Genomic DNA, 18,361 nt, shown 5'->3' with positions numbered 1-18,361 from the left:
GACCTAGTTTGCGAAGTGCCGCCTTTCACGATTCGTTTATCATCTATAGAATCAGCATACATCGGACGCAGAGCTTGCTGCGCTAGGGCTTCCAGCGTTCCGAGCGACATCGATTTTGTGAGCAGCCCCCGGTGTTACGCAGCAAAACTGTCGCCATAAAACAAAGTTAGGCACAACATTAAAAACATCAGGATCAGAAAATGGACATTGAAATTATTGGAAGCAGAGAATCTGCCGAGCAAATTATTGACCTAACTTCACAATGGGATAAAGCAGTATCGAAATGCGATTCCAGTTCACTCGCGAAAGACTATATAGAGAATGTTGAAATATTTGATATAGGCGCGCAAGTTGTGGGAATTGAAAAATATAAAGACCTATGGAACTCATGCTTTCCATATTTTGGTGAATCCCCGAAAGTAAGTAGAAGAAAAGTTAAATTATATGCAGGAAATGATCTTGCCTTTATGCATTTTTATTCAAAGGTAAGCGGCAGCAATATAGCCAATCCAGATAAGCAGCCTTGGTGTCGCACTACTGTTTGTTTTCAAAAACTAGATGGCGGGTGGTGCGTTGTGCATGAACATACTTCCATGCCAATTGACTTTGAAAAAGGAGCGCCAGTTCTAATAGTTGGTGAGCCGTAAGTTCCTAACAAGGCGCTCGTTCGGATGCAAACTACGCTGCGCTTCGTTTGCAGCGCACAGCTTCAACGTTGAGCCTGTAGATTGCGTTGTCGTGAACGTCGGCTACGCGGCTCAGCGACTGACCGCAATAGGTCGGGAGTTCGCATTGACGATCTTAGAAAGCAGCCGTTAGGCTGCGACACAGAAGAATTCGACTGGACTCGGGCAATAATTTCACACCTTGGCATTGGGTTTTTGCAGTCTCAATTTCTCCGGCGTATTTCACTATAAGACTGAATCGTCTTTGGCATGACACACTCGATGGAGCCCCTTTGAACACCCGTATCCAAAAAACAAGCCGCAAGACGCAAATCGATACCCTTCTTCTTAAACTTCCCGGCGTCAGCGCAAGAAAAATTAGCGACCTTGACGCCTTCTTCGTCAACGACAAGATGTTCGCCTGTATAAGTGGAAATGGCGTAGGGCTACGTGTGCCGGCCTCTACTGCGTCCGAGTTGCAATTCTCGAGAAGCAACGTCGTTCCATTCCAACCCGGCGGGATGGCAAGTTCGAGGGAGTGGATTCAAATCGATAGGGCCGACGCAGCAGACTACGAGCAGGATCTCGAATTATTTCGGGCTTCACTTGAGTTCGTAAAAGGCGCCCGGACCCGGTAATTTCGCAGCACCGCGAAGGTCTGCTTTGTATTTCGCCGAACTTCTGCTTTGGGTCGATTGCCGTCACCAAACCACGAAAGCTCAGTGGCCGCTCCCAAACCACAAGCGGCCAGCCAGACCAGTTACTGCTGAGGCCGAGCGCCAAAGCCCGGATCTGACTGAGAGCAGTCGTTCAGATTCTTCAGGCCACTGGCAGCAATCGACCCTGAGCGGCCGGTCGCGCTTTTTAAAAGCGGCCATTCGCCCTACCAATCCGCGCGACGGAAGCTACCGCTCGTCTGGCAAAGTCCATTTCGGCACCTGAGTGGCGGCCTCGAAGCGGGAGCGGCCAGCAGGTGCAGGATGGCGTCGGCCGGGCTGCCGACCAGCAAGGGACGCTGAAGAAATCTCTGCCCAGAGCAGCAACTGAAACAATATGAGTGTAGGCTATCGCCTTAGATTGCGATGTGCCGACTTGCGGGGTTTTTGGTGCCCCATGGACTCAGTAAGAGCGCGACGCAAGCCTTCTGAATAGGAGAAGAAATATGTCGCTGTTAACTGACACGGATCTTGAGCCGATCCTCAGTGACAACCTGCAAGAGCAAGCTGGAGACAAGCTGGTCCTCTCGCCGTTCGAGGAGAAATGCCTGACGCCGGTTGGGTACGATCTCCGAGTTGGGAAAACGTACACAGTGTCCGATATGGGGCGGAAGCGCAAGGACCTGAAACAGGGCGAGACGATCACGCTTCAGCCTGGGACGACCGCGTTAATATCAACACTCGAATTTGTTCGGATGCCAAAAGACAAGAGCATTACCGGGCTAATTGAATCAAAGGTTTCGCAAGTCTCTAAAGGGTTATCCCACGTATCAACAACGGTGGATCCCGACTGGCGCGGTAATCTCCTTATCGCAATTCATAATCACGCAATCGAAGCGGTCGAGCTAGGTTACGGCGATACATTCTGTACGATCGTGTTTATTAAAAACGTTTCTCCATCGACTCGGGACTGCGATAAGCAACCAGGCCGGCTCGACATCTTTCTTGACACCTTTCAGGACAGATCTCTGAAAGCGCAGAAGATCCGAAATCGTAAGGATTTTCTGCCGCCAGCGATCGTCGCTATCGCCGGCATCGGTGGGTACCTCGTATTTGGAAACACTCCAGGTTTCGTGGCAAGTGTCGCCGGCGGCGTAGCGATCTCACAATTCGTTGAGCGGAGATATTTGCGATGATACTGAAGATCAAGCGGCTTTCCCCAGCCGCAACACTTCCCGAATACAGCTTTCCGGGTGACGCTGGCTTGGACATTTCTTCGGCTGACACTGTAGAGATTGCCCCGAGCGAGGTACGGCTTGTTCCCACCGGTATCGCGATCGAATTGCCCGTCGGAACGGAGGCCCAAATCAGACCTCGCAGCGGGCTCGCGCTAAAACACGGGATTACGGTGCTCAATACGCCGGGCACGATCGACCAAGGTTATCGAGGTGAGCTTGGAGTAATTCTGATCAACCACGGCAAACTCCCCTATCAAGTCGAAGTCGGTATGCGAATCGCCCAACTTGTTATTAAACCTGTACTTACCGTGGAGGTGGAAGAGGTTGAGGATCTATCAGACTCGGAACGAGGGGCTGGTGGCTTTGGATCTACTGGTACGAAACATCACGAATAGCGTCACAACATGGTGCACAGTCACGATCTGCACCGCAGCGACCCAGAGCGAAAGCGGATGTTTAACACCGAAGCCGTGCGGCGCAAAAGAAGCGCAGCGTAGCTTGCCTCCGGATAAACGCTCTGCTAGACCAAAAGGTTGTGACGGACGAGGTAAACTTTACCTAGCGGGCACAGGACCCATTCATTAGCCCGCGGTCGTACAGTGTAACGCATTCTCAAATATCCTTCGGCTTGAAGTTCCCGGAGATAGGCGCTAGCACGCGTTTGACTAACATTCGATGATTGAACGAGGTCATCCTCTGCTAGGCCGTCAACAGATGCGTTGAGTGCAAGTAGAATCGCCTCTTTGCTCGCTGATAGTCGGTCAGTGCGCGCACCGTGTTGTAGAGTTTTCTCTGTCGTTTGACGAACTGTCGCCAAGGGCGCAGAACTAAGTAGGGCGATAGCGGCCTCGGCCAGCTTTCCGACCTGGCGTTGATTCATCGGATTCTCCCAACTTTCGTAGCGAAGCTCGCGCCAGTCGGCGTAGTTAATGTTCGCGAGCGTTCTTGCCACAATATCAGACGAGTTGGAATTCATCTCCGGTGTATCGACCCATAGAACTGGAAGAATTCGGTGAAGCCTTGTGCTGTCGGCCGCATCTGCGGTGAAGACGGAAAACTCTCGCCTGCACCATTCGCTTCGCAGCCAAGCGGGTGACACAAGGGCCAGAAGAACGTCTGCGCGCATTAGCTCGGCGAAGATCACTTCGGGAAAGTGAAAGCCTTCTAGCAGGTGCTGTTTGTCCTGAAATACACGCGAGCCCGGCGAGCGCATTTCGACCTCAACTTCGAGTCGCTCACGAAACGAAGACACGCTCAGGAATTGGTCCTTCTTGCGGGTGTAGCTAAGGAAAATGTTCACTGGTGCAGAAGTCGGGTGAGGGTGTGTCATAGAAAGGTGGCCCCGTTTGTTTGGACAGAAAAACCGGATTGCTAGGTGGGGCCTTGCCGGTTGCGGTCGGCTGACCGATGTCGCGGTTGGTTTTGACCTTCCGCCATTTTATACAAAACGAATAGAGCTCGGTGGAGCTTGCACAGAAAGCGGGTAGAGTAGAGGACAGGTTTTCGCCTGCCCTCCCTCATCAAACCGTGCATGCAGTTTTCCCGCACACGGCTTTCCGATGTTCTTCACGCCCAGGCATGCGCATGACGCCGTTTCATGTTTGCTGACGCGACTGAGGCGGTCGCGCCTGCGCGCTCAAACTCTGAGCACGCAACATGGGCGGTGTTGGGCTTGGCCTTGGCATAAAGCTTCCTCTGTAGCGTCCTGATCGTATGTGGGGTGGTTAGCAACATGGCAATCCCTCGATCCTCCGCTCTTCGGTTGCACGAACAAAGTAGGGTCCCTTCCCTCGACCGGGGTTATGTTGTCCCGCGATCTCGATCGGTACTATGAACCCCTCCGACTCCTGCCTGCAGCCGCTGCGCTTTCGTTGCCTTATACGCAGCGGTCGGTGGTCTCCCCACCCCCGCAAACAGGTCTCCAGCACTGGGCAATAAGTCTTCGAGAACATGCCATCCCTGCTACCCCGGGAGTCGATTGACGCCACTTCCGTTATTCCAGCGCCCATCCAACGGCCTTCCCCTTCCAACCACAGGGTCGGCTTCTCCACATAATTTACGAGGCTACTCATGGGTTCATTTTCATTACGGCCTGCTCTCTTGCTGTTTGGAAACTCACGACCCCGTGTCACCACGACGCCGCTTCCTCATGCTACCGGGGCGTACGGACAACTCCCCAGACGGGACTTCAACCCGCTAGACTTACTGCTGTTACTGCGAACGGTTAGGTCTTTACTTTTTCCCGCATACATGCCATCGGCTTTTATCACGAAGACAAGAAGAAAGACCGGACGCCGTGCGTGCCGCCTTTTGGCTACGCTGCGGTTGGCAAGCTCGGCGAGGTCCACCGGAGACATGTCCCCGTGCTGATGGTGTCGGCAGTAGCTCGTGACTGCGGGGTGCGTACTGACATCGCTAGAGGCCACTTGATTTGCACCGAATCTAAGCGATCTGGAGACTGGCCGCGGCACAAAAGGCGGCGCGGCCTAGCAGTGGGCAGGCATACTGTGCCGAAAGGAAGAATGGCCTCACACATGACCGAACACGCTATCTGCTTTAAGTGCATCGAGGACGAGGTACTACGCGCGACAGTCGAGAACGAAGGTAAACCGCTGCTCTGCGAATCCTGCGCTGAAAAGAACAACAACGCCTTCTCCTATGAGCGGCTTGGCGAGGAATTGGAGCCGGTCGTGTGTGAGCACTTCCAGCTCGGTCCGACTGTCCGAAAATTCTACGACGACGACAAAGAGGGCTGGGAGCAGGAGGGTGACTCGCTACTGGACATAGTCCAAATCGTGCTAGGCCAGGATGTTGACGATCCGGACGCGCTCGTCAGCGCGCTCATGGACGCCGAAGACTACCGGCCAGGTGACGGCGAGGAGGCCTTCTACGACGACACTCAGCTCTACGTGTCGCGCAAGGCAACGCCGCATGCCTGGATGGCCAAATGGCACTACCTTCGAGACGAACTGGCGCATCGGCGACGTTTTTTCAGCGATGGTGCGAGGGAGCTTTTCGATCAGCTACTCGAAGGTGTCGCCGACTTGAAGTTCTCCGACAAGGACACCGATCAGTGGCTGCCTGTGGTGAACCAGTTGCCGGTGGGAACGGAGGTTTTTCGCGCTCGCGTAGTTCGTTCGGACTCTGAGCTGCGGGCGTTCGTCGAAGCACCGTCGCGGGAATTGGGGGCGCCGCTACCTGAGAACGCGCCAGCAGGCCGCATGAACGCGGCCGGAATCGCCGTCTTCTACGGAGCTCTTGACTCGGATAGCTGCCTTGCCGAGATGCGCCCGGCACTTGGGGGACGAGTGCTAGTTGGTGAATTTCGGACGACTCGGGTGCTACGCGTTCTCGACTTCAGGCGGCTCGAAGCTGCGAGGCTTGCCGAACTCAGTTACTTCGATTCGAAGTACGCGGAGCAACGGGAGCGTTTGGCGTTTTTGCGTCGACTGCATGCACTTATCAGCCGCCCCGTGGCGCCAGGGCATGAGGACGAATACCTCATCACGCAGACGCTGACCGAGTATCTGGCGCACGTGCATCGGCCAACCTTTGATGGCGTGATCTTCCAGTCGGTGCAGCGTCAAGGAGGCGCGAACATGGTCTTGTTCGGCCTTGATGGCCTTGAGCAGGTGATTGACACTATCGAGGACAACGCGGACAAGTTGACGCTGTTCACCCCCCCACTGCCGGTTGGCGAGCCAAAGCCGGTACTACTCTTTCCCATTGAGTACGTGACGAGCAGTGCGAAGCTCTACGTCACCCGATCAATTGAGTACTCGCACCATGAGCTTCACTTCTCCGTCGACGAAAAGTATTTTTTTGTCCATGACAATGACGCTTACTTCGACGATGACGACTGGGACTAGGCGCCGGCGAGGCGCTGGGCATGACCACACCGCGACACACCAGCGAGCAGTTCGTCGCCTTCCTCGGCGAGGTCGTCGGCAGGCTGACTGTCCGCTCTGGGAATGCTCTGCGACTGTCGGCTTCTGGCCGACTGCCGACGGACGCCATTCTGCGCCCACCGGCTGCTTACCGGCGCATAGCGGCCGGTCAGGCGAAGAAAGTCACAGGCCCAGCCGATTGACCGCTTACGGCTGAGCGCTCCAGGCTAACGTCGTCGGCTTTCAAAAAAAAAAACCGCGACCGTCTGCTCATCGCGGAAAGCCACCAAATGAGGCCTCCCTCAGGCCTCTCCAGACAGTGCTCATCTACCCATCGCTAGGCCGCGCGGTCAGCTAAGGAGCCCGACCCAACCTGCGCCATCAAATGCAGGCGCGCACTCGGCCACCTACTTGTGTCGGACCAGAGAGAGCAGAATGGCGTTGGCGAGTAGCCGTTTAATGATTATGCCGAGCCCCTGTGAGCCGCGCCGCTCGCAACGGGTGCACGTCCGAAACGCGTTCGGCCACGCGAGCGTTGCCACGCACAAAAGCGCCCTTTCTTCGAACCGCAACCCCGCTTCGACTTTCCGGTCACCTCGCAAATCCACCCACAACGACCTGCTCGTCCGCAGACTTATCTTGGCGCTTTGCTTGCCGCTGCAGAATTTGCTCACCGACGGCGAACAGAAGGATCCGTGGCAAGCGTGCGCCCATTCATGGCCAGCGACAGGCGGATCTTTCGTTGACGGGCCGAGAGTACTTGACGTCGTCGACGTTCGTCCCGGCGCGCCCAACGCGACCCGGACAATACCCGTGCTGGAATATCGATTTGCGAAGACAATAGGCCTTCCAAAGGATGAAGACCGATGCCCGAAACCCCTGAACAGGCTACCGAACGCTACCTTCGCAGCGGCGAGCACGACGCCCACTTTCGCGCCTGGCCGGGCAACGACTTCCTCGCCCGCCTCCACGGCGGCGACGCCGCGCTGCGCTCGGCACTGATCTCCGCGGTCCATAGCCGTACCGTGCACATCGCATTCCCGGAAACAGTCGCCAACATTGACGTCGTTGCCTTCACACGCGGAAAAGTGGCACCGATGGTACGTGGACTGTTCCCGGCCTCCGAACAGGCGTCGGTCCTCGATCTGCTCGAACGCTCGGTCATTCTTCTCACCCCGGCCACAATCGACGCGCAGCTGCAAAACACGCAATGGCTGGCCACCGCCTGGGATCTGGCGAACCTTTATCTCGGGGGACTGGGCGTGGAGCTCCTCGCCGAGGACGCTCCCCCCCTGCTGGGCCTGAGCGAGGAGACGACCTGCTATCTGTCTGCAGCCTCTTTCGACGCGCCCGGTCGCTTCGAAGACTTCGTTGTTCACGAGGCGGCGCACATCTTCCACAACTGCAAGCGCGAGACGATCGGGCTACCGAAAACCCGAACACGTGAGTGGCTGCTGGAGATCGATTACGGCAAGCGCGAGACTTTCGCCTACGCCTGCGAAGCCTACAGCCGCCTGCACTCGCTTGGCGACAGCCCGCGGGGTAGGCAAGAGCTGCTCGCAGAACGCGAGCGGGGATCGATGCCGCCCGATGAACGCGTCGATGCGTTGGAGTACGTGGACATTCTGCGCGAGGCCGTTGCCGCCCGCAACGGCTGGAAACGGATCCTCCAGCGCTGTTCGCCTCCGCGCGTGGCGCGACGCGCCCGGATGAAAGCAGCGTGATGCGATCGTCCATCGAAGGACAGTGCCCTCCTACACTTCAGGTGCAGGCCCCAGGATGACCAGCCGCAACACCGATCTGGAGAGCCTGCGAAAGGAGCTGCGAGCAATGAGCCGCGGCGATCTGCTGATCATCGCCGAACGGGCAATAGAACTCGTGCCGAGGGTGACATTGCAGGCTCTCGTGGGCGACTACGTGCACGTAGAAGACGGCGCGTCAGAAGCAAGGGCGACACCAAACGCCTTGCTCGACGAAGTGCAGACGTTCCACGTCGATAGTCTCGCTGGTCGCTACTTCGAAGACTTCGAGGTGAATTCCAGGAACTGCACGGAACAGTCGCGGGGCACGGATGCCTTCATCGCCCAGTTCAAGCGTCTCCTGCGCGAATGCATCAGTGCCGCGGACAGCGGACAATACGAAGTCGCCCGCCAGACGTTCGAGCTTCTTTTCGGGCTGCTTCGGCATATCGACGAGGGACACGACGACGTGATCTTCTTCGCCGACGAGGGCGGCTCCTGGCAACTTGGCGCCGAGTGGCGCAGCGTGTTTGCGGCCTACTTTCCTTGCCTGGCCAAGACCGCTGCGGCCGCGGACTTCGCGAGCATTGTCGATCAGATGATCGAAGACTTCGCCAGGCATGACCGACCACAGTACCTGCGCAGCGCACATGCGGTGGCGAACGCGGCGCAACGAGTGGCACTCGAAGCGTTGGAACGGCGCGCCGCTGACCTCACCGGTGGCTGATCGCGGCTCTTGGGCAAAATGCTTCCTTTCTCCAGATGACGACCGCGGCGGCTCAAGGCTTCTTCTTCCCGGCCAGCGTGTCCCGAACATACTGACCGGGATCTTCCCCGCTCAGCCCCTCGACCACCCGTCCCGCCGCTTTCCCAACCTCACCGACAACCGCCGCACCCTTACCGACCGGTGACACCGGGTTCAGCTTGCTGAAATCTGTAGGTGTCGCGGTCTCCTGGTGCGTCTGCGCCGCTCCCTCCTTGCGGTCCCGTATCGCATACGCGTTCGTCGAGAATTCCCGCATCGCCGTATGCGCGGTCTCATCACTCGGGCGCCCCTGTGCCGAGACCCCGGCACCTGCCGCCCTGCCCGTCACCTGTCCCCGGTAGCCTTCCCCCGCCTGCCCGACCGCAGCGGCACCGGGAACGCTGCTTCGATCCGCCGCATGCCGCGCGCCGACTGCATCTGCCCCCTGCACCTGGCCGGCCATCTCGCCGAGCATCCGGTCGTAGTTCTGCGCGGTATATTCGGCGATGTACGGGCGCAGCTTGTACGGGTCGCCCATGATCCCCTGGAATGTCTCGTAGTTGAAATCGAGCTTGGGCAGCAGGAAATCCTTGATGAAATGATCCTGGAGCTGCAGGTTCGAGCCCAGCTGGCCGCTGTGCGACAGCTCCCACATCTGCCGATGCCCTTCCGTTTCCTGCAAGGAGGCGCTGAAGGCTTCGCGCGACTGCCGCGCGTGATCCAGCGACGCACGCATCCCCTCGCTGCCCGAAGTCCTGCCGTCGTCGGTGCTTCGATAGTTGCGCTCCCAGCCGTTGTCGAGCACGGTGCCGACCTTTTTACCAAAACTCGATTCACTGGCGAACTGCGCCATCTCCTCCAGCGATCGCGTGGCGTCGGCAGAGTTGCGCAGCTTGGCGGAGAGCTCCACGCCCCCCCGAAGCCCGGCGATCTCGAGGAGCTTCGGCGTATTCATGCCCATCGAGGCGCCGATCATCATTTCCATCGCCACCTTTTCGCTGACGCCGAGTTTTTTGGCCCACTGATCGACTTGGCGCAGGCTGTCGTTCGCCTCGTGGTTGCGACTGGACCCCATGCCGTGGCGGTAGCCGGTGCCATCGCTGCTGCCCTGACTGTGGCTGCGCTCGAATCCGGCCTCCTGCTTGAGGGCGGCGAGCGCACTTTCCGCGTACTCCGCGGAATGTTGCCGGGTGGCCTGCTGGGAACGTTCGTAGTTCTCTTTCGCCGCGGCACCCAGGGAATCATTGAGCGCCATGTCGGCACGGACGTCACTTTTTCCCTGGCGGACGACGAAGCCGCCGCCAGAAAAGTGGCTGTAGTCGAATCCCCCGCGCGCCTGGTAATTGGTCATCCCCTGCCGAAGGCTCGGGTTCATGTCCACCGTCAGGCCCTTCTGGGTGTCGTGACTGACATTGTTGAGCGAGGCGTGGCCCATCTGCATGTTGCCCATCGCCAGGGCGCTAGCGATCTTCTCGGGATCCCGCGGGGGCGCCACCAGACCGGCGACGGCCTGCAGGCCGACCTCGCCGCCCTTGACGATGGCCGCGGCAATGGCCGGGATCGAGATCACCAGCATCCCGGCAATCGCCTGGTCGCTGATGATCGCGGTATTCAGGAAACTCATCTGCTCGATCGCCAGGCCGCCGCCGGCGCTGCCGTTGGTGTAGTGGCTGCGCGAATACATGGTGATGATGAAGTTCATCACCGCGTAGAGCGGTGCCCAGAGCTGAATCCAGAACAGGCTCGTGGCGTAGGACTTGATGATTGCCCCGGCCTGGTGACCGCTGATCACCACGAAGAGCAGGAAGACCGGGAAGATCGCGTACTGAACGAGTTCGATGGCGTTGCGCACCTTGGGCATCGTCGATTCGGCGATGCGCGCCATCAGCTTGTACGAGTCGCTGGTCGAGCGCAGCGATTGCGCCATCGCCAGGTTGGTCTGCGCGCTGGCGGCATCCCCCAGCTGCGCGGGTACCAGGTACTGCGCATCGATCATGAAGTTGGCAACGATCGCCTGTTTCACGGCGTCCTGTGCCGAAGCCGCAACGCCGAGGAGATAGTTGGTCGACGTGGCCAGCGAGGCGACGATCGCCGCGCCGGCGTCCGCCTGGCTCATCTTTGGATAGAGGCGCGAACCCAGCAAGGTAAGCTGGCGGTTCGACTCGGCGGTGAGCTGCGTGCTGAGGCTCTGATAGGCGACATCGCAACCGACGGTGTTCAGCAGCATCGGATCGCTGATGTCGCGCACGGTCACCAGCCGCGCCGGGTTGGTCTTGCCATTCAGGCTGGCCCAGACGTTATTGACCTCGATGATGTCTTCCTTCATGCGGATGTAGCCGGTCGCCACATCGGGTGCGACGCACTCGCGGTAGAACTCCAGCAGGTTGCTGGTCAGTATCGGATTGCCGCTCTTCACGGCGAGTCGCTCGGCCAACACCCGGTGGCCGAACAGGGTGCCGTTCTTGCGGAAGCGTACGTCGTCGGGAAGTGAGAAGACCGTCTCGAAAGCGCCGGTCAGCCAGTCGCCGACCTTGCTCATCGCGTGCGCAAAGGCACCCAGCCCGATCGGCACGTTGGCCACCGCACGCGGTGGCTCGTTGCCGGTGCGATCGACGATCGTCACCGTCACCTTCGGCACGAGCAGAAGCGCCTGGAAGATGGCCAGGAAGAAGAGCCATTTCCACATCCCGTCGAGCCGTTCACGTCCGCTCAGGGTGGCGATGACGACGACGATCACGCCGACGATCGCCATGGTCCGCAGCAGGCCGAGGTAGTCGCCGCTGCCCATGATCGCCGCGACGGCATTGAACATCGCCTCCAACTCGGCGACGTTCCAGTAGGCATAGACCTCGTACATGTTTGCTCTCTCCGGATGCTTGGGCCAGACGCTGCGACGCGGCCTAGCGGTTGAAGACCATCATCGACTGGAAAATGTTGGTCGGCATCCCGGCATTCAGGCTTTGATGCAGGAGTTGCAGCGAACGGCTCAGTTCGACGACCTGCATGCCTTTCTGGTACTCGGCGCGCAGCATGTCGCGGGCCTCCTGCTCGATCTCGTTGAGCCGGACCAGGATCTTCTCGGCCGCCGCGACGGCATCGGGGCCGCTCTTGCCGGTTTCGTTCTGCAGCGCATTGCGCAGAGTCTTCGAGAGGTTCGTGAAGTAGGCGTAGGCCACATCGACGGCGATGAGCTGCGCGTAGTCCTCGGTGATCCGGTCACCACCGGGGATGCTGCTCGACACCGCGAGCATCTTCCAGACCGGCAGCGACGAGGTGCCGATCAGTGCGGTATCCAGGTTCGACTGGCCGGAGGCATCGCGGTTGACGATCTTGTCGCGCATGGCGGCAATCCGGATCCTCACTTGCCGGGAGAACGGCGTCACGGAGAAGGCGGTCTCCGAGAAGGTCGGACTCATGCACTCGGCAGTATCGACACCGCACTTGAGACCCGGCAGGGTCACCGTCGTAGCTCCGCCGTCACCGACGAACTGCCGGAAGGTCAATTTGCCGCCGGGCAGATAGGTCCACCGCGCTTTCTCGTCACCGTTCTCACCGGGCGGTGTGACGATGATCGTGCCGGTCAGGCTCATCAGCAGTTCTTTGGTTTCATCGCTGACACCGGAGACGCGCGACAGCGATCGCCAGACGACGTTGCCCGGCTCGAAAAGCTCGCGATAGCCCGCTGACGCGTTCCTGGCTGCCGTCCGGATGTTCCTGGCCGTGACCCGGCTCTTCTTCCACTCGTCCCAGGACTCGAAGACATCGCCGAACAGGTTCAGGCTCGCCCCGGCGGTCTTGCCTTCCTTCTCCTGGGTGCGGTCGGTCAGCAGGCTCCCGGCGGCGGTGACGATTCCTTCGGCGGCCTGGCAGGAATTGATGTTGAGGTTGTTCATCTTCGACACCTGGTCCTGCAGGTATTTCAGCAGATCGCAAAGGTCCGGGGACATCGAGCAGAGCGCCATGTTGAACGCCGCGCCGATGGCGTTGTTACCGATGTTTCGCAGCAATGCGACGAACTGGTCCTTGTTGATGAAGGAAAACGATCCGGCATAAAGATCGATGCCGCCGCAGCCCGCCCGAAACGACGGCGGTGTGATGCTCGCCAGCGGGTAGTTGCGCACCGGTGTGCGCATGTAGAGACTGCCGCCGGTATAGAAATTCATCGTCTGCCCGCGGTAGGCGTTGGCACCGGTTACATTGCCATAAGCTCCGATGTCGTTGAACCAGTCCTGCATCGATTGCGAAACGTTGGCGCTTGCCTGACTGGTGAGGGCCGCAAAAACGAGTGTGACGGCAAGCGTTCGCCGAAATCCTGGAGTAGTCACGATCCGCCTCAATAGAGTTCGCCGGGACGCGTTTGCGTCAGGATGTAAATGCGCTCGACGATCTCCTGCGCCGAGAGCACGCCCGAGCCGATCGGGAGCAGCCGGCGATCCTTGACATTGCCGAGCACCACCAGAGGCACGACGCTAACGCCCAGCGCAGCGGCCATGCCGTTGTCTCGCGAGGGCTGTGGAAACTCGGGTAGTCCGCCGCCATCGAGCGAGATCGGAAACACGGCGATGCCGTACTGCTCGGAGAGCCACTTCAGGGCCGGCGCCAAGCGATGGCAGTACGGGCAATCCGAGCGGAAGAAGAAGAAAATCCCCCACTCGCCGGCGAGCCCGGCCAGCGTCTCGCTTGCCTTGCGCGAGCGCTGGGTATCGCGGACCTGAATGGCGGCGTTGTTGGACGGGTTACGCAACTGGTAGTTGAGTTCGGGATTCGCCCAGATGACGCGCCGCCAGACGTCCGAGAAGACGGACGCCCGATCCATCAGCGCTTCCTGCGCAACGATGTAGCGCTTCAAGTTCTCCGGGGTCGGCTTGATGATGGCCAGCGCCCTCTTCCGCTCGGCGTCTTCTCGCAAGGCCTTCAGGGCCGCGACGGCTTCGACTTCCTCCCTGAGCGCCTTCGCTTCGGGGTTCTCGGTAGGGCTGTCGGTCGGCTCCGCTTCCGGCGGGATGTCGCAATACCAGTTGAACCGATCCTCGTCACAGATCCACATCGACGGGTACTCCAGTCCGCTGTTCGCTGAGGCGCTGCCGAAGCAGAGGCAGCACACGGCCATCACGAGGGATCGCATCGATCACTGCGCCGACGGGCTTGCTGGCGCCGTGCCAACAAGTTCCGCCACCCGTGCGGAAAGATCTGGAATCGCCGCAGCGGACGAGGCCTTGAGCAAGGCCGCTGAATTGATCAGCGCGCATTGGCACTCCTGCGCGACCTGGTCGAGGGCTGCATCGAGCCGCAGCCCGAAGGCTTTGGCGTCCTCGAAGAGCCTGGCCTGTTCCGTGGCGTCCATGCCCGGCTTGACCCGTTCGACCAGCGATTGCTGCTGCTGAGCGACCAAGGCGCCGATATTGACGCGCGCGAAGCGCGGAATCTCCAGCGGCCGGAAGTGCAGCCAGGACGCCACGATGCCGGCGCCGAGCAGCAGCGTCAGGGCGCCGGTAAGCAACGCTGTTCTGAATGGGTTCATGACGCGGCCGCCCTATCGTGACGCACGTTCAATGACCAGACGCTCGACGGCTTCCGAAACCGACAGCCCTTGCTCGCGCAGGTGCTTGATCGCCTGGAAATCCTCGGCGCGGGTGGAATAGACGAGCATCGAGAAGGGATCGAGCAGGAGTCGTCCGAGGCCCGAGCCGACCGGCGAATGGATATAGATTTCAGAAAAGTGGCCGTGCTCGGTACTCACCGAGGCGAGTTGGCGCTTCAGCCATTCGTCGAGCACGAGTTTCCCTTCTGTTCCCAGGCGCTCGATGTTTTCTGGTTTCTGGCGCAGCAGGAAGAGCCAGTCGGCGTTGTTGATCGCCGCCCGGGTCGCCTCGTTCTTGTAATAGTCGTCCACGGATTGGGTGATGGTGCCGAAGGCGCCGCCATACTTGCGGGCGCGGCGATAACCGGCTTCGATGAAACTACCGCTGGCGCCGCTGCCCATCAGATCCCAGCTTTCGTCGATGATCACCAGCTTGCGCCGGGAGCGGTCGCGGTACATCTCCTGGGTAATGCGGTACATGATCAGTTGCATCACCACCGACTGCAGGTCCTTCTTGGCTTTCAGCTCTTCGAGTTCGAGCACCACGAGATCCCGGTCGAAGGCGATATTGGCGTCCCCCTCGAAGTAGCTCGCATAGACCCCGTGCCGGGTATAGGGCTCCAGCGCCGTCGCCAGGCGACTCAGGTCGCGCTCGTACTCGCCTTCGCTCGACAACCGGCCGGTCTGCAGGAGGGTGTAGATGTCGGTGATCGTCGCGGTTCGGCCCTTGGCATCCCAGACGCGCTTGATTGCCGAGCCGAGCGCGGTGTAGCTGTAGTTGTCCAGGGGTTCGCGGGGGCTCGCCATCTGGGCCAGCAGCGGCAAGACCATTTCCATGTCGGCGTTGATATCGATGATCATCGAGAACGGGTTGAGACACAGCGTGTTGCGCCGCTCGTCCGAGAACTCGATGAACTCGCCGTCAAGCAAGTCACAGAGGTTTTTGTACGATCGTCCGACGTCGATGATCCAAACCTTGGCGCCGGCGCCGAGGTAGCGATAGGTCATTTCGTTCACGAAGACCGACTTGCCGGAACCGGAGAGCGCCGCGACCGCGAAATTGAAGTTGCCGCCGGTGTTGTCGAAGAGATCGAAACCGAGCACCTGGCCGCGCCGGCCAAAGAGCGTCATGACCGGCGTCGGCGTACCTTTCCACTCGGCGATCAGCGGCGACATCATCACTGCGTTGTCGGCAGTCTTGGTGCTGATCCGCCCGAACTGACGCACGTCCGCCTGCAGGGCGGGCGTCAGCGTCATCGGCAAGGCCGCTGCCAGCGCCTGGTGCTGCAGATAGAAATCCTTGGTGAGATCGAAACCGCGGGCGCGCCAGACCGCGCGCACGGCGTGCTCGCAGCGTCCGGCGTCCGCGACCTTGGCCAAGAGGCAGATCTGGTGATACATCCCGACCACCGTGCGACCGCTGTCGAAGGTCTTGAGCACCATGTCCCAGTCGCGCTTGCGTTCCTGCAGGTCGGGCTGGAAGTGCGCCATGTACGAGCCCGCGCTCTGCGTCGCGCGGGTCGCCTTGATCTGCGCCTTGCTCCGGGCCGCCTCGTAGTCGAGCGCGACCGCCCCCATGGTGATCAGGAAGGGACACGGCATCGACAGGGCGAGCTGGTAGGGGTCGCCGATCAGGGTGTTCATGCCCGCCAGACGAAAGTAGCGCGGGTACTGGCGAACCGAGAAGAGTTGCAGCACTGATTCGTCGCCGCCGGCCTGACGAAAGCGAATGTCGCTGTCGCCGAGCCGCGAGGCGATCTCGTGGTGTGAGACCTGGTCCCGGAGGGGCTGTGCCTCGTTCCATTCGAGGGGGCGCAGCCCACGACCCGTGAACAGCGACGCGTGATCGAAGAAGGGCGCGACGAAGTGCAACAGCTGCTCGGGTCCCCAGTCGTGGCCCGGCAAGTGCGCCGATTTTAAGGTGGCGTGAACGCTCTCCCGAACGCGCAGCGCCTCGTCGATGTCGGCCGGCACCTCGGGGTCGAGCGGCAAGGTGATCGAGATCACCCCCCGAAAATCCCGTAGCAGATAGGTCTGATGCGAAAAAATTGACTGTCCGGTACCGTGCAGGTAGTGGTCGATGCGCCGCCGCGCGAGCAGCCGGAAGATGTTGTCGTGACGGCGATCTTCCCATGCGCACGAATAGTCGGTGGGGGCATGAGTGCCCGCTCGCGGCAGGAGATTCGCCTGCGCCCGCAGGACCGGGAGAATGTCCGGGCTCCCGTAGAGCGTGACCTGGATGCCGGTCCCCGGCGGGCAGGAGACGAAGAGACTCGCCAGCACCTTCTCCATTTCGTCGTTGGCGCCGGTTTGCGGCAAGACCTCAATGCAAAAACCGATGGCCTGCGATTCACGTTCCCCGAAAGCGCCCTGATCGAGGGCAAAGAGTCGCGTCTCGTCCTGCCAGGCAACGTACGGCAGGATGCCGGTGAGTCGCGGCATGCGGGAAATCTCGCGCAACAACCGCCGTGGCAGACGATCGGCGTGGGCCGATCGCTCCGGCAGGAAGGCCTCGCGAAGGCTATCGGACAGGCTCATTCGTTACCCTCCGAAGCGCTTGGCGGCTGCAGGAACTCGCGCCCCCGCAGGGGAAGCGACGGCGGATTAGCAGACCCCGAAGCCTCGCGCTCCATCCGGAGAGTCGGACGCTCGTCGGGATTCGTTGCGGCGGGGGTGAAGGCCGCTGGCGGCATGACCGGCCGATAGGCTTCACTGGCACCGCGCCGCGTGTGGGCCAACTGCCAACGACCGGGATCGACGACGAAGTAGACATACGACTGGTCGTGCAGCACTTCCTCGTCGTCCTCCCAGGGCGCGAGCCATATCCGTCGCACTTTCTGGGCGCTGCGGATCGGCTCGCCGGAGCTGGGAACGGCACGCTTGATCGACGAGCGGAGGGTTTCGCCGGGGCTCTCGACCGGAGCGGCCTTGTCCGTCGCCTCCGGCAGAACTTGTCCCGGCAGGTTGTTCTGCAGCGCGTTGGCGTAGACGCCAGCGAGTGAAGCACAAGCAATCCCGTCCGGCGCCTTGCAGGAGAACTTGCCTTGCCCGTCGAGCCCGGACATCGTGCCCGCGCATCCCACGAGGAATACCGGGAGAGCGAGCACCAGCATGGACGAGACCCTAAGCACTGCCCGGCTCATGGCCGGCTCTCCGCCAGCCATTGCTCGATCCGCTCGCTGCTCGCGGCACCTGGCAGAACACGCCCGTCGGCGGACAGCAGCGTGGGCGTGCCCTGGATTCCCAGCCGCTGGGCGAGTGCGATGTTGCGATCGACCGGGTGGTCACAGCTGCGCTTCGTCGGTGCCTGGCCGCTCTTCATCAGTTCGGCCCAGGCACGCGCACGATCGGGCGCGCACCAGACCGACACCGCCTTGTCCTTCGCTTCCGGGTGCAGGCTTTCCAGCGGATAGGCAAAGGTGTACAGGGTGAGGTTGTCGAGTTTCTCGAGTTCGCTTTCGAGCCGCTGGCAGTACGGGCAATCCGGATCCGAGAACACGGCCAGCACGCGCTCACCCTTGCCACGAACCGTCTTGATGGCATCGGCGAACGGCAGCTCGGAAAACCCCACGCGTTGCTGTTTCTCCAGGCGCTCGGCCGTCAGGTCGCGCTGCGTCTGCATGTCAAAGAGATGTCCGAAGACGAAATAGCGCCCGGAGGCATCGGTATAGGCCACGTTCTGCCCCATCACGACTTCATGGAGGGCGGGAATCTCCGAGGGGTCGACACGCTCGATGCGGGTCGCCGGATACATCTGCTTGAGCCGCGCGGCCATCGCCTCGACGTTCTCGTCGGCGTGTGCCAGGGAAAGAGTCAGGGAGAGCAGGACCAGTAGAGGTTTGAACGACAT

At 60.3% G+C, this 18,361-nt stretch carries 15 protein-coding genes; 7 read left to right on the top strand and 8 right to left on the bottom strand.

Annotated features, from left to right (window positions below; all coding sequences use genetic code 11):
• Positions 1-200: 200 nt before the first annotated feature.
• From QZ648_RS12345 to dut, 4 genes are all read left to right on the top strand, one after another.
• On the top strand, positions 201-647 hold the full coding sequence (locus tag QZ648_RS12345) for a nuclear transport factor 2 family protein (RefSeq protein ID WP_291997224.1): 447 nt from the start codon (positions 201-203) through the stop codon (positions 645-647).
• A 311-nt stretch (positions 648-958) separates the two neighbouring features.
• On the top strand, positions 959-1,303 hold the full coding sequence (locus QZ648_RS12340; RefSeq protein ID WP_291997223.1) for a hypothetical protein: 345 nt from the start codon (positions 959-961) through the stop codon (positions 1,301-1,303).
• A gap of 524 nt (positions 1,304-1,827) precedes the next feature.
• Positions 1,828-2,517 carry a hypothetical protein gene (locus QZ648_RS12335; RefSeq protein ID WP_291997222.1) on the top strand — a complete coding sequence of 230 codons (690 nt, stop codon included), beginning with the start codon at positions 1,828-1,830 and terminating at the stop codon, positions 2,515-2,517.
• A complete protein-coding gene (gene dut, locus QZ648_RS12330; protein WP_291997221.1) occupies positions 2,514-2,954 on the top strand; it encodes a dUTP diphosphatase in 441 nt (146 codons plus the stop codon). Before QZ648_RS12335 ends, dut begins: the two co-directional genes overlap by 4 nt.
• 125 nt (positions 2,955-3,079) lie before the next feature.
• Here dut and QZ648_RS12325 read toward each other — a convergent pair whose 3' ends face one another.
• Positions 3,080-3,859, bottom strand: a complete 780-nt coding sequence (locus QZ648_RS12325; protein ID WP_291997220.1) for a toll/interleukin-1 receptor domain-containing protein — start codon at positions 3,857-3,859, stop codon at positions 3,080-3,082.
• A gap of 1,234 nt (positions 3,860-5,093) precedes the next feature.
• Between QZ648_RS12325 and QZ648_RS12320 the strand changes: the two genes are divergently transcribed.
• The 3 genes from QZ648_RS12320 (at position 5,094) to QZ648_RS12310 (ending at position 8,912) form a co-directional block, all read left to right on the top strand.
• Entirely contained in the window at positions 5,094-6,428 is a 1,335-nt protein-coding gene (locus QZ648_RS12320) for an RES family NAD+ phosphorylase (protein WP_291997219.1), read from the top strand.
• 884 nt (positions 6,429-7,312) lie between these two features.
• Entirely contained in the window at positions 7,313-8,170 is an 858-nt protein-coding gene (locus tag QZ648_RS12315; protein WP_291997218.1) for a hypothetical protein, read from the top strand.
• A 106-nt stretch (positions 8,171-8,276) separates the two neighbouring features.
• A complete protein-coding gene (locus QZ648_RS12310; RefSeq protein WP_291997217.1) occupies positions 8,277-8,912 on the top strand; it encodes a hypothetical protein in 636 nt (211 codons plus the stop codon).
• Between the two features lie 52 nt (positions 8,913-8,964).
• Here QZ648_RS12310 and QZ648_RS12305 read toward each other — a convergent pair whose 3' ends face one another.
• From QZ648_RS12305 to QZ648_RS12275, 7 genes are all read right to left on the bottom strand, one after another.
• Positions 8,965-11,787 (bottom strand): conjugal transfer protein TraG N-terminal domain-containing protein, encoded by a 2,823-nt coding sequence (locus QZ648_RS12305; protein ID WP_291997216.1) that lies wholly within the window; start codon positions 11,785-11,787, stop codon positions 8,965-8,967.
• Positions 11,788-11,830: 43 nt separating this feature from the next.
• Positions 11,831-13,255 carry a conjugal transfer protein TraH gene (locus QZ648_RS12300; RefSeq protein ID WP_291997215.1) on the bottom strand — a complete coding sequence of 475 codons (1,425 nt, stop codon included), beginning with the start codon at positions 13,253-13,255 and terminating at the stop codon, positions 11,831-11,833.
• Positions 13,256-13,263: 8 nt separating this feature from the next.
• On the bottom strand, positions 13,264-13,977 hold the full coding sequence (locus tag QZ648_RS12295; RefSeq protein WP_291997214.1) for a conjugal transfer protein TraF: 714 nt from the start codon (positions 13,975-13,977) through the stop codon (positions 13,264-13,266).
• A gap of 81 nt (positions 13,978-14,058) precedes the next feature.
• A complete protein-coding gene (locus tag QZ648_RS12290; protein WP_291997213.1) occupies positions 14,059-14,451 on the bottom strand; it encodes a hypothetical protein in 393 nt (130 codons plus the stop codon).
• Between the two features lie 12 nt (positions 14,452-14,463).
• The gene (gene traC, locus QZ648_RS12285; protein ID WP_291997212.1) at positions 14,464-17,049 is read right to left on the bottom strand and encodes a type IV secretion system protein TraC; all 2,586 of its coding nucleotides are present in this window, start codon (positions 17,047-17,049) and stop codon (positions 14,464-14,466) included.
• Positions 17,046-17,654 (bottom strand): type IV conjugative transfer system lipoprotein TraV, encoded by a 609-nt coding sequence (gene traV / locus QZ648_RS12280; RefSeq protein ID WP_291997211.1) that lies wholly within the window; start codon positions 17,652-17,654, stop codon positions 17,046-17,048. The genes traC and traV overlap by 4 nt, the downstream gene beginning before the upstream one ends.
• Complete coding sequence (locus QZ648_RS12275; protein ID WP_291997210.1) at positions 17,651-18,361, bottom strand: DsbC family protein; 711 nt, start codon at positions 18,359-18,361, stop codon at positions 17,651-17,653. The genes traV and QZ648_RS12275 overlap by 4 nt, the downstream gene beginning before the upstream one ends.

The organism is Candidatus Accumulibacter sp. ACC012, from assembly GCF_907163155.1.
Lineage (GTDB): Bacteria > Pseudomonadota > Gammaproteobacteria > Burkholderiales > Rhodocyclaceae > Accumulibacter > Accumulibacter delftensis.
The sequence above is the reverse complement of the archived record's forward strand: the minus strand, read 5'-3'. Positions and strand labels throughout refer to the sequence as shown.